The organism is Nocardia sp. NPDC005745 (genome assembly GCF_040630775.1).
Classification (GTDB): domain Bacteria; phylum Actinomycetota; class Actinomycetes; order Mycobacteriales; family Mycobacteriaceae; genus Nocardia.
In genome coordinates this window covers 1-13,570 of the sequence record NZ_JBEXYF010000039.1, presented here as the reverse complement: position 1 = coordinate 13,570, position 13,570 = coordinate 1, and the positions used below count along the sequence as shown (strand labels likewise).

The following is a 13,570-nucleotide window of genomic DNA, read 5'->3' as shown; positions in this document are numbered from 1 at the left end:
CCATTGCCGCGACGGCTGTTGTCACACCCCGGGTGAAGGCCGGGTCGTCGGCGACAGGTGTTGCGCGCCATGACATTCGGGCATAGCCTGCGTCGCGTGCGAACCTCGCTACGGTCGATCGTCGCGTCCGCGGCCACGATACTGCTCTGCCTGACACCCGGTACCGCCCACGCAGACGACACCGGGCCGGGCCGCTGCGAAGCGGTTTCCCTTCCCGTGCCGCTCGGGGAGATGGCCGGTTCCTTGTGCACTCCCGCCGCGGGCGCCACCGATACCGTCATGGTGCTGATCGCCGGCTCCAACTACAACCACACATACTGGGATTTCCCCTACGCGCCGGAGACCTACAACTTCCGGCGCGCGATGAACGCCGCGGGCATCGCGACGCTGGTGGTCGACCGGCTCGGCAACGGAGCGAGCACCAGGCCGCCGAGCACGCAGGTCACGGCGACGGTTTCCGCTCGCGCCCTGCACGACATCGTGCAGGCCCTGCGCCGGGGACTCGCGGGCGCACCGCCCTTCGGCAAGGTCATCACCGGAGGCCATTCGCTCAGCTCGGGCATCGACGTCCTGGAGGCGACCACGTACCAGGACGTCGACGGCGTCCTGCTCACCGGCTTCTCCCACGCACTCAACGTGCCCGAAGTCCTCGGCGTGATCTCGACCTACCACCAAGCCGCCGAGGATCCGCGCTTCGCCGGGCTCGGCTTCGACCCCGGCTACCTGACCACCCGGCCCGGTACCCGCGCGGGCGACTTCTTCGCCCCCGAGACTGCCGATCCCGAAGTACTCGCCGTCGACGAAGCGACCAAGGAAGTCTTCTCGCCCACGGAGTATCCCGACGGTTTGACCTCCACCCTCCCGCCGATGACCAACTTCATCGACGTCCCGGTGCTGGTCGTCAACGGCAGTCTGGACCGGCTCTCCTGCGGCCCCGGCTACGCCGTCTGCGCGGATGCCGAGACCTTGCGCGCCACCGAAGCGCCGTTCTTCGGCCCGGCGGCACGACTGCGCGCGTACGTATTGCCCGACAGCGGGCACTCGGTGAATCTCGCGCGCAACACCGCGGAGTATCGAGCCGCCGTCATCGACTGGGTGCGTTCGATCGGCGGGTGACCGGCCGTTCGCTGTGGCGGGCTCGTACGTCCGTAGGCTGGATGCGCTATGACACGACGTGCTCCTGACTCCTGCCCGGGCGTGCTGCGGCTGCACGAGGCCGCCGACGGGCCGCTGGCACGAATCCGCGTGCCCGGCGGTCGCCTGGATCCCACCCAGGTGCAGGCGCTGGCCGAGGCCGCGCTCGACCTGGCGGACGGGAACATCGAGCTCACCTCCCGGGGCAACGTCCAATTACGCCGGGTGCGCGACGCCGGGACGCTCACCGACCGGCTCGCGGCCGCGGGCCTTCTGCCGAGCACCACGCACGAACGGGTGCGCAACATCATCGCCTCGCCGCTGTCCGGCCGGATCGGCGGCCTCGCGGACGTGCACCCCCTGGTTCCTGCGCTGGACACCGGCCTGCTCGCGTCGCCGCGGCTGGCCGGCCTGCCCGGCCGGGTGCTGTTCACCCTCGACGACGGACGCGGAGATGTCAGTGGGCTCGGCCCCGACATCGGGGTCCACGCGACCGGGACCGACGAGTTCGCCCTGCTGCTGGCAGGCGGCGACAGCGGCCTGCGACTCCACGCCACCGACGCGGTGGACGTCGCGCTCGCCGCCGCGCACGCGTTCCTGGACCTGCGCGGCGACGACGCGGGCCGCTGGCGGCTGCAGGAGATCGAACACGGCGCCGAACGCGTCCTCGATCGCCTCGGCTTGTCCCCGACCGCCGAAAGACTCGAATTCTCCACCGAACAGCGGGTTCCGATCGGCTGGCTGGAGCAGGACAACGGATCGGTCGGGCTCGGCGCGGGCGTGCGCCTCGGCTCGCTGCCCGCCCGCACCGCCGAGTTCCTCGCCGCGGTGGAGCGACCGATCTTCGTCACGCCGTGGCGCAGCCTGGTGATCACCGACCTGACGGAGTGGGCCGCCGAACAGGTGGTGCGCGTGCTGGCGCCGATGGGTTTGATCTTCGACGCCGACTCGCCGTGGCTGCTGGTCAGCGCCTGCGCCGGACAGCCCGGCTGCGCGAAGTCGCATACCGACGTCCGGGCCGATGCGGCCGACGCGGTCGGCACCGGACGGGTGCTGCCCGGGGCAGCCGACCCGGTCCACGGCGCGGGGACGATGTCCGCGACCGACGTCACCGTGGCCGGGCGTCAGCACTGGTCGGGCTGCGACCGCCGCTGCGGCCGCCCGCAGGGCGAGGTCACCGACATCGTCGCGACCGACGAGGGTTATCGCGTCGATTGACTCTCCGGCGGCACCGCCCGGTCACCTGCCGTGGATCTCGAGCGTGCAGCACTTGACCGAGCCGCCGGCCTTCAGTAACTCGGACATCTCGATCCCCACCGGATGGTAGCCCCGGGCGCGCAGGGCTTCGCTCAGGTCGGTGGCCGCGCTGCTGAGGAAGACGTGGAAACCGTCGCAGACTCCGTTCAACCCGAGCACCGCGGCGTCCGCGTCGGTGGCCACGATCGCGTCGGGATAGAGCGCGGCGAGCACCGCGCGCGCCGCCGGGCTGAAGGCGGGCGGGTAGTAGGCGATGTTTTCGGCGTCCAGCGGAAGCAGCACCGTGTCCAGGTGGTAGAAGCGCGGATCCACCAGTTCCAGCGACACCACGGGCAGCCCGAAGTGGCGCGACACCTCCTCGTGCGCGGCGAGCGAGCTGCGGAAGCCCGTTCCGGCCAGCAGCCGGTCGCCGACCAGGAGGAAGTCGCCTTCGCCTTCGTTGCATTCCGCGGCGGCCACCAGATTCGGCAAGCCGTATCCGGCGAACCAGGCGTGGTAGGCCGGGCCTTCGGCGGCGCGCTCCGGGTGGGTGAAGCGGGCCGACATGGCACGGTCGCCCACGATCAGACCGCCGTTGGCGGCGAACACCATGTCGGGCAGGCCCGCGATGCCGGGCACCACCTCCACGGTGTGTCCGTGCTCGGCGTAGGTGGCGCGCAACGTCTCCCACTGCGTCAGGGCCAGCGCGCGGTCGACCGGCTCGGCGGGATTCATCCAGGGATTGATGGCGTAGGCGACCTCGAAATGAACGGGACGGCACATCACGAACCGGCGCGGCGACGAACGGCGGGCGGCGGACTCGACAGGGAGGGTGGCTACAGAGGTCAACGGAACTCCCGGTATGAGCGTGGGTTTTCGGCTGATTCGACGGTAAAGGGCCTAGCATTGCGCCAGAAATGACGATTCGTTGTGCATTTCAGCCCGAAAACGGCGAATCATTGCTTTCATAGCGAGAAGGTGTGATGTGGACGACCTCGATCGGCGGATTCTCGCGCAATTGCTGAAGAACGCCCGCGCTTCGTTCCAGGAGATCGGTGGCGCGGTCGGATTGTCCGCGCCCGCGGTGAAACGGCGGGTCGACCGGCTGGTCACGGCCAAGCAGATCACCGGGTTCACCGCGCTGGTCAATCCCGCGGCGCTGGGCTGGAAGACCGAGGCGTACGTCGAGGTGTACTACCGCGACAACATCTCCCCGGCCGAACTCAAACGCAGTCTGGAACCGATCCCGCAGGTGGTAGGTGTCTGGACGATCGCGGGCGAGGCCGACGCGCTGGTGCACGTGATGGCCACCGACATGGCCGAGATCGAGGTGACCGTGGAACGGATCCGGGAGAACGCCCGGGTCGGGCGGACCCGCAGCGCCATCGTCATGTCCCGGATTTTGGAGCGCCCGCGCACCTGATCCGGCGGCGCCCGCGCGCCGGTAGCCGGTGGCCGTCCCGGAATGCGGAGCGCCCGACCCGGACCGATCTGTCCGGACCCGCCCCCATAGGGTGGACCGCATGTCCGACGTACGTGCCAGCTATCTGACCGACGGGGCCGAGATCTACCGTCGCTCGTTCGCGACGATCCGCGCCGAGGCCGATCTCAGCGGTTTCCCGCCGGATGTGGCGCAGGTGGTCGTACGGATGATCCACGGCTGCGGTCAGGTGGATCTCGCCGCGGATATCGCCTACTCCCCCCGTGTGGTCGCCTCGGCGCGGGCGGCGCTGCGCGCGGGCGCGCCGATTCTCTGTGACGCGACCATGGTGGCCTCGGGTGTGACCAGGAAACGACTGCCCGCGGGCAACGAGGTCGTATGCACCCTCGCCGATCCGCGCGTGCCGGAGCTGGCCGCGGCCAAGGGCACAACCCGCTCCGCCGCCGCGCTCGACCTGTGGCGCGACCGTCTCGACGGCGCCGTCGTCGCGATCGGCAACGCGCCGACGGCGCTGTTCCATCTGCTCGACCTGCTCGACGCGGGAGCGCCCCGGCCCGCCGCCGTGCTCGGCATCCCGGTCGGATTCATCGGTGCGGCCGAATCCAAAGACGCGCTGATCGATTTCGGCGGCGTCGAATACCTCACGGTGCGCGGCAGGCGCGGCGGCAGCGCCATCACCGCGTCCGCGCTGAACGCGATTGCGAGCGAACAGGAATGAGCACTCCGGGCAAGCTGTGGGGCGTCGGGCTCGGACCGGGCGATCCCGAATTGGTGACGGTCAAAGCGGCCAACGTGATCGGCGCGGCCGACGTCGTCGCGTTCCACAGCGCGCGCCACGGCCGCAGCATCTCCCGCCGCATCGCGGCGCCGTACATGCGCCCCGGCCAACTGGAGGAGCATCTCGTCTACCCGGTGACCACCGAGACCACCGATCATCCCGGCGGTTACCAGGGCGCGATCGACGAGTTCTACGAACAGGCCGCCGAGCGGCTGGCCGGGCACCTCGCAGCGGGCCGGTCGGTCGCGCTGCTGGCCGCGGGCGACCCGCTGTTCTACAGCTCGTACATGCACATGCACCGGCGGCTGGCCGACCGGTTCGACGCCGAGATCATCCCCGGCATCACCTCCGTGAGCGCGGCGTCGGCAGCGCTGGGAACCCCGCTGGTCGAGGGCGAGCAGGTGCTCACCGTGCTGCCCGGCACCATGCCGGTCGACGAGCTCACCCGGCGGCTGCGCACGACCGACGCGGCCGCGATCATGAAACTGGGACGCACCTATCCCGGTGTGCGCCGAGCGCTTTCGGATTCCGGACGGCTCGCCGGCGCGTACTACGTCGAGCGCGCGAGCACCACCCATCAGCGCGTGCTGCACGCGGGCGCGGTCGACGACGCGGAGGTGCCCTACTTCGCCATCGCCCTCGTGCCGGGCCCCGAACCGACCACGCCGCTGCCGCGCCTCGAAGCGGAGACAGCCGCGCCTCAGCGGGTCGCCGACGCGGAGACGCCCGAGGGCGTCGGTGAGGTCGTGGTGGTGGGACTCGGTCCCGGCGCGCCGGAGTGGACCACCGACGAGGTGCGCGCGGCGTTGACGGACGCCACCGATCTGGTCGGCTACACCACCTACTTGAACCGAGTGCCCGAGCGCCCGGGGCAGCGCCGGCATGCCAGCGACAACCGGGTCGAGTCCGAGCGCGCCGCCATGGCTCTGGATCTGGCCAAGCGCGGCGCGCGGGTCGCGGTCGTCTCCTCGGGGGATCCCGGGGTGTTCGCGATGGCGGCGGCGGTGCTGGAGGAATCCGGCGATCCGCAGTGGACCGGGGTGCCGGTCCGGGTGCTGCCCGGCCTCACCGCGGCGAACGCGGTGGCCAGCCGGGTGGGCGCGCCGCTCGGGCACGACTACGCGATGATCTCGCTCTCCGACCGGCTCAAGCCGTGGGAGGTCGTGGCGCAGCGGCTTTCCGCCGTCGCGGCGGCCGACATGGCGATCGCGGTCTACAACCCGGCGTCCTCGCAGCGCACCTGGCAGGTCGGCGCGATGCGGGACCTGCTGCTGGAGCATCGCAAGCCGGACACGCCCGTCGTCGTCGGGCGCGATGTGGGCGGACCCTCCGAATCCGTCCGGGTGGTATCGCTCGGTGACCTCGACCCCGACGAGGTGGACATGCGTACGCTGCTGATCATCGGCGCGTCCACCACCACGGCGCGCGAGACCGACGCGGGCACACGGGTCTACACCTCCCGCCGTTACGATCGCGCGCACGACGCGGCCGTCGGCGGCGCGTAAGATCGCCAGACGCACCGACGATCGGAGGGATCTTGGCCGCGACACTGCCGGAGCTGACGCTGCGCGCTCGCGCCTTGGAGGCCAGGGCCACCGCGAGCGAACAAGCGCTCGACGAGCAGGGCGAGGTCCTCAACGAACTCGCGGCGCTGACCAGGAAGGCGCTCGACGGCATCGGCCGGATCGACCGACGCGCGGAGACCGTCGGGGAAGCCGTCGGCGAGCTTCGCCAGGATGTCGGGAACCTGCGCGAGAATGTGGGTGAACTCAACCGCAGGGTCACCGTGCTCGAACAAGGACAGATCCGGCTGGAACAGGGCCAGACCGCGCTTGCCCACGGCCAGGCGCAGCTCGAACAGGGACAGGCGCGACTGGAGCAGGGCATGGCGCAGGTGCTCGCCCGGCTCGACAAGCTGACCGGCGACGCCTGACCCGCCCCGTTCCGGTAACATTCCACTATGGAATGTTGAGAGCGAAGGGAGCAGTCGTTGACCAACACCGCGACCAAGCGCAAATCACTGAACTCGACGGCGGCGTCGTTGCTCGGATTTCTGCACGAAGGGCCCATGTCGGGATGGGATCTGGTGACCCAGGCCCAGGACCGGATCGGCGACTTCTGGACGATCACGCAAAGCCAGGTCTACCGGGAACTCGCCACCATGGACGCGGCGGGACTCGTCGAGAAGGGCGAGACCGGAGCCAGGGAACGCACGCCCTATCGCATCACCGACGCGGGGCGCGAAGCGTTCCTGGAGTGGGTCGCCCGCGATCCCGGCGGGGAGACCATCCGGGTGCCGTTGCTGCTGACGCTCTCCTTCGGTCAGCATCTCGATCGCGGCCGGCTCGACGGCATCGTCACGGCCAACCGCGAGATCCATCAGGCGCGGCTCACGCGGTATCTCGCCGAAGATCCGGAGGGAAAGCCCACGTTCGCCCGCGCCACACTGGACTTCGGGATCCGCTACGAGCGGGCGGTGCTGGAGTGGTTCGACCATCTGCCGGAGCTGCTCGACAGCTGAGCGGTGCGAGACCGACTCATGAGCGCGGGGCTCGCCGGTCGCGCAACCAATTCAGTGCCTGCTCGGGTGATTCCACGACCGGCGCGCCCTCGGGCAGCGGCGGGCGGTCCACGACGACGACCGGAATTCCGGCCGCGCGGGCGGCGGCGAGTTTGGCTTCGGTCTGCTCGCCGCCGCTGTCCTTGGTGACGAGCACGTCGATCCGATGCTCGGCGAGCAGCCGCGATTCGTCCTCCACCGCGAAGGGCCCACGGGCGAGGAGCACTTCGTGTCGCGGCGGCAGCGCGCTCTCGGGCGGGTCGATGGCGCGGATCAGGAACCATTGCCGGACCGATCCCGCGAACGCGTCGACGCCTTGCCTGCCGATGGTCAGGAAGACTCGCTCGCCGAGAGCGGCCGCTTCCCTCGCCGCGGCGGGGAGATCGGGTACCCGCACCCACCGGTCCCCCGGCCGCTCCACCCATCTGGGCCGCCGCAGGTGCACCAGCGGCACACCGGAGGCATGCGCGGCCGCCGCCGCGTTGGCACTGATGGCCGCCGCGAACGGATGGGTGGCGTCGACGATCGCGGCCGTCTCGTCGGCCGCGAGCCAGGCGCGCAGTCCCTCGGCGCCGCCGAAACCGCCGACGCGGACCGCGCCCTCCGGTAGCAAGGGTGCGCGCACACGACCGGCGAGCGAGGAGACGATGTCGAATCCTCGCTCGCCGGAAGCGATATGGGCCAGCTCCCGCGCTTCCCGGGTGCCGCCCAGAATCAGAACTCTCAGGGCTGGCCGCTGAAGTAGGCGATACCCGCGTTCAGCAGCGACGGCCCGCCCGCGACGGCCAGGCCGATCAGCGCGCCGAGCACCGCGCCCGGCAGGATGCCGACACCGAAGAAGACGATGCCGATGGCGGCGCCGATCAGGCCGCCGACCAGAGCGCCGAGCGAGGCGCGCTGCAGTTCGGCGAAGAACCACTCCTGCGCGCCGATGAACTCGGCGGCGACCGGCGCGTTCGCGGTCGGCGCGACCTGCGGGGTCAGCGTCAGCTGCCTGCCCTCGTCGGCGACGGCCGCCGCGATGTTCACCTCTTGGCCCTTGGCCGTCGCGGTGAGCGGAATGCTGGTGACGGTCTCGCCCGCGGAGTTCTTCAGGGTGACCGACCGATTGTCGGTGTCGACGCTGAACGCGCCGCCGGTCACACTGGTGACAACCGACTTGCCCGCGTCGGCGAGCTGCAACGCGTAGCCGACGCCCTGGTCCGTGCCCGTGACGGTGGGCGCGGCCGCGGACTGGTCCTGCGCCGCAGGGGGCGTGGGAGCGGCGTAGGAGGTACCGGCGGTGACTCCGGTGGCCGCGACGGCCAGCAACGCGGTAGCGGCGAACTTCTTGTATCTCATCTATCTCCCCAACAGGAATCGGATTTCCGGTCATGACCGGAACTCGGCCCCGACCCTACCGCGTGACCGGTAACGTGTTCACCCCTCTGCGGGGAACGCCGCCGCGGTTTTCACCACCGACCACTGCGTGACGGGAAGCTGCGGGCGCCAAGCGGTGAAAGACCCCAGGGGCTCCCCGCGATAGATCTGGAACTTCCGCAAGACGCCACCCTGGGCACTTGACCAGCTGAGCAGCAGTGATTCCGATTCGGCGGTCACCGCGTTCGCGACGAGCCTGCCGCGTGGGCGCAACTGCGCCCAGCATGTCTCGAGCAAGCCATCCTGAGTCAGGCCCCCACCCACGAAAATGGCGTCGGGAGCGACGATTTCGCTGTCGGCGGCGAGCTCGGCACACACCTCGCCGCGCACCATGATGTGCGGCACGCCCAGAGCCTCCGCGTTGCCGGAGATCTGCCGCCGCCTGCGGTCGAGCCGTTCGAACGCGACGGCCCGGTTGCCCGGATGCGCCCGGCACCATTCGATGGCGATGCTGCCCGAACCGCCGCCCACATCCCACAGCAGTTCGCCGGGGGCGGGCGCCAGCGCCGCCAGTGTCAGGGCACGGATCTCGTGCTTGGTGAGCTGCCCGTCGCCCCCGAACAATTCGTCCGGCAGCCCGGGCAGGCGCGTGGCGCGCGGCTGGTCCGGGTCGGATGCGCAGGTGATCGCCACGATATTCAACGGGTCGCCCGGGGGATGTTCCCACTGCTTCGCGATTCCGGCGCGATGCCGTTCGGCGGAACCGCCCAGTTGCTCGAGCACCGTCAGCTCGGAACCACCGAAACCGTTCCGGCTCAGCAGCTGTGCCAAACCTTGCGGCGTGTGCTCGTCGGCGCTGAGCACCAGCAGCCGCCTGCGGTCGGCCAACTCGGGCAGCACCGTCGCCGGCGGACGCCCGACCACGCTGACCACCGGCGTTTCGGCCAGCGACCACCCCAGCCTGGCGCAGGCCAGGGAAGCCGAAGACGGCTGGGGCAGCACCCGCAGCGCCTGCGGGCCCAGCAGCCGGGCCAAGGTGACGCCGATCCCGTAGAACATGGGATCGCCGCTGGCCAGGACGCACAATCGCGCGCCGGAATACCGTTCGAACAGGCCTGGCAGCGCGGGCAGCAGCGGCGACGGCCAGGTCATCCGCCGCGCCGGCACAGTCGGCGGCACGAGTGCGAGCTGGCGCGCGGAACCGAACAGGAAATCGGCGTCGCCGACCGCCTCCCGCGCGGCGCGACCGAGACCGTGCCACCCGTCGGCGCCGATGCCCACGACCGCGATCGGCGCGCCGGTCCACGACGCGGGCGTGGCGCTCACCGCGGCATCCGACGCCAGATCGGTTGCGGCAGCAGACGCATCGCGAAGAACACCGGTTGCAGGATCCGGGGTACCCAGACCCGGCTCGCGCCGCGGCGCAAACCCGCGACCACCGCATCGGCGACCTGATCAGGAGTACTGGAGAACGGCGCCGGAGACATCCCCTCGGTCATCCGCCCGATGACGAACCCGGGCCGGACCAGCAGCATCCGAACCCCGCTGCCGTGCAGGGCATCCGCCAGACCGGAGGCGAATCCGTCGAGTCCCGCCTTGGCCGACCCGTAGACGTAGTTGGCACGCCGGACGCGCACGCCCGCGACCGAACTGAACACGACGAGCTGTCCCGCCCCCCGCGCGCGCATCAGGTTCGCCAGTGACGTGAGAACACTCGCCTGGGCGACGAAGTCGGTGTGCAGGATCGCCGCCGCGTGCGCGGGATCCCGCTCGGCGCGTTGCTGATCGCCGAGCACGCCGAACGCGAGCACCGCGATGCCGATCGGCCCGTGCTCGGCGGCGATCTTCTCCAGCAGCGCCGGATGACTCGCCACGTCGTCGGCGTCGAATTCGACGGCGTGCACTTCGCTCGCCCCCGCCGCGGTGATCTGCGCCCGCTGCGCGTCCAGCTCGCCGCTGCGCCGGGCCGCCAGAACCACCGCGCGCCCGGGCGCCAGCCGCCGCGCCACTTCGAGCCCGATCTCGCTGCGACCGCCCAGCAGCAGTACCGTGCCGTCGGCCAATCCACGCGTTCCCATGGGGTCAGTCTTTCATTGCCATGGGTGCGGCCCGTCATCGCTCACCTGTCGCGGACCGGGCTGGTGCGGCGCCGACGCGTGCCGACGGCTACGGTCGGGGGATGCCGACGAGTACCGCTGAGTTGTCGCCCGCCGCCCTCGAGTTCGTCACCGAACGGCATCTCGCCACGCTGACGACATTGCGGGCGGACGGAACGCCCCATGTGGTGGCGGTGGGGTTCACCTGGGACCAGGATGCCGGAATCGCGCGCGTCATCACCAACGACGGGTCGGTGAAGGTGCGCAACGTGCGCCGCTCCGGATACGCGGCGGTCAGTCAGGTCGACGGGATCCGGTGGATCACCTTGGAGGGCCCGGCCACCGTGCTCGACGCCCCGGACGACGTCGCCGAGGCGGTCGATCGGTACGCGGGCCGCTATCGCGTGCCGCGGGAGAACCCGACGCGTGTGGTGATCGCCATCCAGGTCCGGCGCGTCCTGTCCAGCAGCACGCTGGTCGCACCGGCCGCCGACGGGAACGGCGCGGGCGCCTAGCACCTTCGCCGCGACGGCTGAGCCTTCAGCCGTCGATCACAGGACCGTGAGGCCGTGCGGCCGCGTGTTCAGGGATTCGCCGCCATCATCGGTGACCACCACGATGTCCTCGATGCGCGCGCCCCACTCGCCGCGGAAGTAGATGCCGGGCTCGACGCTGAATGCCATGCCGGGCCGCAGGACGAGGTCGTTGCCCGCGACGATGTAGGGCTCCTCGTGCACCGACAGGCCGATGCCGTGGCCGGTGCGATGCACGAAAGCGGGCCCGAAACCGGCTTCGGTCAACGGGTTTCGCGCCGCGGCGTCCACCGCGGCCGCGGTGACGCCTGGACGGACGGCCGCCACCGCCACCGCCTGGGCGCTTTCCAGTTCGGCGTACCGGGCGGCCACCTCCGGGTCGGGTTCGCCCAGGACGTAGGTACGGGTGGAGTCGGAATAGTAGCCGGGCTCGACCGGGCCGCCGATATCGACGACCACCACGTCCCCGGCCTCGATCCGGCGTTCGGACACGCCGTGATGGGGGTCCGCGCCGTGTGGACCGCTGCCCACGATGACGAACGCCGCCTCGGTATGCCCCTCGGCGAGGATCGCGGCTTCGATATCGCGGCCGACCTCCGCCTCGGTGCGCCCCACCTGCAAGAACTCCCCCATTCGCGCGTGCACCCGGTCGATCGCGGCGCCCGCTCGGCGCAGGGCGTCCACCTCGGCCGGGTCCTTGATCATGCGCAGTTCGCGCAGCACGGGGGTGGCCGATACCGGCAGACCGGTGATCGACTCGGCCAGCGGCAGCAGATGCAGCGCGGGCATCACATCGGCCACGGCCACCCGGGAGCCGACGTGCAGCGCGGACTTCACCAGGCCGTACGGGTTCGTGCCGTCGACCCAGTCCAGCACTTGCAGGCCCAGTTCACCCGCCGCGGAGCCCTCCAGCGACGCCAGCTCCAGTTTCGGGATCACGACCGACGGCGTGGCCCCATCCGCCGGGATCACCAGGCAGGTCAGCCGCTCGAACGACTCGGCCGCCGAGCCGATCAGATAACGCAGGTCCGGCCCGGGGGTGATCAGCAAAGCGTCGAGATGGGCGGCCCGCATCAGCTCCACTGCCCGCTCCAGCCGGGCACCGTAGACGTCCGCCGCGAACCTCGATTCCGTATGCGAGCTCATTCGTCCGACGTTACCTGCCGGGCGCGTGGGAGGAACGCCGAACTTCGCCAGGGCGCTGTCGGTGCGGGCGAGTAGCCTCGGCCCGTGACCTCTGCTGCCGGTGGGCCCCTGTTGTTGTTGGACGGCGCCAGTCTGTGGTTCCGCGCGTTCCACGCCATCCCCGACAAGATCACCGCGCCCGACGGGCGGTCGGTGAACGCGTTGCGCGGTTTCACCGACATGGTGGCGTCGCTGATCACCAAGTTCGCACCGAGCAGGCTGGTGGTGTGCCTGGATCTGGACTGGCGCCCGGCGTATCGGGTCGAGCTGGTGCCGTCCTACAAGGCACACCGGTTGGACACCTCACCGGACGCCGCACCCGGCGCCGAAACCGTTCCGGACACGCTCACCCCGCAGGTGGACATGATCCTGGAGGTGCTCGCCGCGGCGGGCATCGCGACCGGTGGTGCGGAGGGCCTGGAGGCCGATGACGTGCTGGGCACCTTGGCCACCCGGGAGCGCACCGACGAGGTGATCGTGGTCAGCGGCGACCGCGACCTGTTGCAACTGGTACGAGACGAGCCGACGCCCCAGGTGCGGGTGCTCTACGCCGGACGGGGGCTGGCCAAGGCGGAACTCTTCGGCCCGGCCGAGGTATCGGCGAAGTACGGCGTACCGCTGCGAAACGCGGGCCCGGCCTATGCCGACATGGCCACGCTGCGCGGCGACGCCTCCGACGGCCTGCCGGGGGTGGCGGGCATCGGCGAGAAATCCGCCTCCGCGCTGATCTCCCGTTTCGGTTCCCTCGAAGCGCTGGTCGCGGCCGTCGAGGACCCGGATGCCGACCTGTCCCAAAGCGTGCGCGCCCGGCTGCGCGCCGCCGAGGACTACCTGAAGGCCGCCGCGCCCGTGGTGCGAGTGGTCTGCGACGCCGAGGTCACCCTGTCCCGCAGTGACGCTCTCCCCACCGAACCCGCCGACCCGGACCGTCTGCGCGCTCTGGCCACCGCCTACAACGCCGAGAGCCCGGTCACGCGCTTGATCACCGCCCTCGCGGCCCGCCTCGGCTAATTCTGCGGACGCGGCAGCTCCACCGCATCAGGCACGACAACTCCGGCCCGACCGAGCGAAGCTCTGAGCAGGCGCCGTTCGCGGCCCGGCCCCGGGTCCGAGGGGCGGCTATACCGGCTCGACTACAGGGGTCTCGAGCGAAGCGAGACCGAGCATGCGCGGTTCGCGGCCCGGCTCGCGTCCGAGTGGCCGTCGCGTAGGCGACGAAGGAGCAAGCGGCGGTCGCTCGGACGCGAG

The 13,570-nt window shown here is 70.8% G+C and carries 15 protein-coding genes; 9 read left to right on the top strand and 6 right to left on the bottom strand.

Annotation, left to right across the window (positions count from 1 at the left end; genetic code table 11):
* The first annotated feature begins 96 nt into the window (after window positions 1-96).
* Window positions 97-1,116, top strand: a complete 1,020-nt coding sequence (locus ABZ420_RS30350) for an alpha/beta hydrolase (protein WP_357129837.1) — start codon at window positions 97-99, stop codon at window positions 1,114-1,116.
* Between the two features lie 48 nt (window positions 1,117-1,164).
* Window positions 1,165-2,352: a precorrin-3B synthase gene (gene cobG, locus ABZ420_RS30345; RefSeq protein WP_357129834.1), complete on the top strand. Its 1,188-nt coding sequence runs from the start codon at window positions 1,165-1,167 to the stop codon at window positions 2,350-2,352.
* 21 nt (window positions 2,353-2,373) lie between these two features.
* Here cobG and ddaH read toward each other — a convergent pair whose 3' ends face one another.
* On the bottom strand, window positions 2,374-3,219 hold the full coding sequence (gene ddaH, locus ABZ420_RS30340; protein WP_357129831.1) for a dimethylargininase: 846 nt from the start codon (window positions 3,217-3,219) through the stop codon (window positions 2,374-2,376).
* 136 nt (window positions 3,220-3,355) lie between these two features.
* Here ddaH and ABZ420_RS30335 point away from each other — a divergent pair, with 136 nt between their 5' ends.
* From ABZ420_RS30335 to ABZ420_RS30315, 5 genes are all read left to right on the top strand, one after another.
* Window positions 3,356-3,793, top strand: a complete 438-nt coding sequence (locus ABZ420_RS30335; protein WP_357129828.1) for an Lrp/AsnC family transcriptional regulator — start codon at window positions 3,356-3,358, stop codon at window positions 3,791-3,793.
* Window positions 3,794-3,893: 100 nt separating this feature from the next.
* The gene (locus ABZ420_RS30330; RefSeq protein ID WP_357129825.1) at window positions 3,894-4,529 is read left to right on the top strand and encodes a precorrin-8X methylmutase; all 636 of its coding nucleotides are present in this window, start codon (window positions 3,894-3,896) and stop codon (window positions 4,527-4,529) included.
* The gene (gene cobJ / locus ABZ420_RS30325) at window positions 4,526-6,094 is read left to right on the top strand and encodes a precorrin-3B C(17)-methyltransferase (protein ID WP_357129822.1); all 1,569 of its coding nucleotides are present in this window, start codon (window positions 4,526-4,528) and stop codon (window positions 6,092-6,094) included. Before ABZ420_RS30330 ends, cobJ begins: the two co-directional genes overlap by 4 nt.
* 32 nt (window positions 6,095-6,126) lie before the next feature.
* A complete protein-coding gene (locus ABZ420_RS30320; protein ID WP_357129819.1) occupies window positions 6,127-6,522 on the top strand; it encodes a hypothetical protein in 396 nt (131 codons plus the stop codon).
* 57 nt (window positions 6,523-6,579) lie between these two features.
* The gene (locus ABZ420_RS30315) at window positions 6,580-7,110 is read left to right on the top strand and encodes a PadR family transcriptional regulator (RefSeq protein WP_357129816.1); all 531 of its coding nucleotides are present in this window, start codon (window positions 6,580-6,582) and stop codon (window positions 7,108-7,110) included.
* A 16-nt stretch (window positions 7,111-7,126) separates the two neighbouring features.
* Here the strand turns inward: ABZ420_RS30315 and ABZ420_RS30310 are convergent, their stop codons facing one another.
* The 4 genes from ABZ420_RS30310 to ABZ420_RS30295 form a co-directional block, all read right to left on the bottom strand.
* Complete coding sequence (locus tag ABZ420_RS30310) at window positions 7,127-7,876, bottom strand: cobalt-precorrin-6A reductase (protein ID WP_357129961.1); 750 nt, start codon at window positions 7,874-7,876, stop codon at window positions 7,127-7,129.
* Entirely contained in the window at window positions 7,873-8,490 is a 618-nt protein-coding gene (locus ABZ420_RS30305) for a hypothetical protein (RefSeq protein WP_040867153.1), read from the bottom strand. The genes ABZ420_RS30310 and ABZ420_RS30305 overlap by 4 nt, the downstream gene beginning before the upstream one ends.
* A 78-nt stretch (window positions 8,491-8,568) precedes the next feature.
* Window positions 8,569-9,834, bottom strand: coding sequence for a precorrin-6y C5,15-methyltransferase (decarboxylating) subunit CbiE (gene cbiE / locus ABZ420_RS30300; RefSeq protein WP_357129812.1), 1,266 nt, complete (start codon window positions 9,832-9,834; stop codon window positions 8,569-8,571).
* Window positions 9,831-10,586 (bottom strand): SDR family NAD(P)-dependent oxidoreductase, encoded by a 756-nt coding sequence (locus ABZ420_RS30295; RefSeq protein WP_357129808.1) that lies wholly within the window; start codon window positions 10,584-10,586, stop codon window positions 9,831-9,833. The genes cbiE and ABZ420_RS30295 overlap by 4 nt, the downstream gene beginning before the upstream one ends.
* Window positions 10,587-10,687: 101 nt before the next feature.
* Between ABZ420_RS30295 and ABZ420_RS30290 the strand changes: the two genes are divergently transcribed.
* A complete protein-coding gene (locus ABZ420_RS30290) occupies window positions 10,688-11,119 on the top strand; it encodes a PPOX class F420-dependent oxidoreductase (RefSeq protein ID WP_357129805.1) in 432 nt (143 codons plus the stop codon).
* Between the two features lie 36 nt (window positions 11,120-11,155).
* Here ABZ420_RS30290 and ABZ420_RS30285 read toward each other — a convergent pair whose 3' ends face one another.
* Window positions 11,156-12,283, bottom strand: coding sequence for a Xaa-Pro peptidase family protein (locus ABZ420_RS30285; protein ID WP_357129802.1), 1,128 nt, complete (start codon window positions 12,281-12,283; stop codon window positions 11,156-11,158).
* 84 nt (window positions 12,284-12,367) lie between these two features.
* Here ABZ420_RS30285 and ABZ420_RS30280 point away from each other — a divergent pair, with 84 nt between their 5' ends.
* Window positions 12,368-13,333 carry a 5'-3' exonuclease gene (locus ABZ420_RS30280; RefSeq protein WP_357129799.1) on the top strand — a complete coding sequence of 322 codons (966 nt, stop codon included), beginning with the start codon at window positions 12,368-12,370 and terminating at the stop codon, window positions 13,331-13,333.
* The last annotated feature ends 237 nt before the right edge of the window (window positions 13,334-13,570 follow it).

What these genes read in the sequence shown, in the direction of transcription:
- ABZ420_RS30330 (WP_357129825.1), top strand. Translation starts at nt 3,894, where the DNA reads ATGTCCGACGTACGTGCCAGCTATCTGACCGACGGGGCCGAGATCTAC.
- cobJ (WP_357129822.1), top strand. Translation starts at nt 4,526, where the DNA reads ATGAGCACTCCGGGCAAGCTGTGGGGCGTCGGGCTCGGACCGGGCGAT.
- ABZ420_RS30285 (WP_357129802.1), bottom strand. Translation starts at nt 12,283, where the DNA reads ATGAGCTCGCATACGGAATCGAGGTTCGCGGCGGACGTCTACGGTGCC.
- cobG (WP_357129834.1), top strand. Translation starts at nt 1,165, where the DNA reads ATGACACGACGTGCTCCTGACTCCTGCCCGGGCGTGCTGCGGCTGCAC.
- ABZ420_RS30290 (WP_357129805.1), top strand. Translation starts at nt 10,688, where the DNA reads ATGCCGACGAGTACCGCTGAGTTGTCGCCCGCCGCCCTCGAGTTCGTC.
- ABZ420_RS30305 (WP_040867153.1), bottom strand. Translation starts at nt 8,490, where the DNA reads ATGAGATACAAGAAGTTCGCCGCTACCGCGTTGCTGGCCGTCGCGGCC.
- ABZ420_RS30295 (WP_357129808.1), bottom strand. Translation starts at nt 10,586, where the DNA reads ATGGGAACGCGTGGATTGGCCGACGGCACGGTACTGCTGCTGGGCGGT.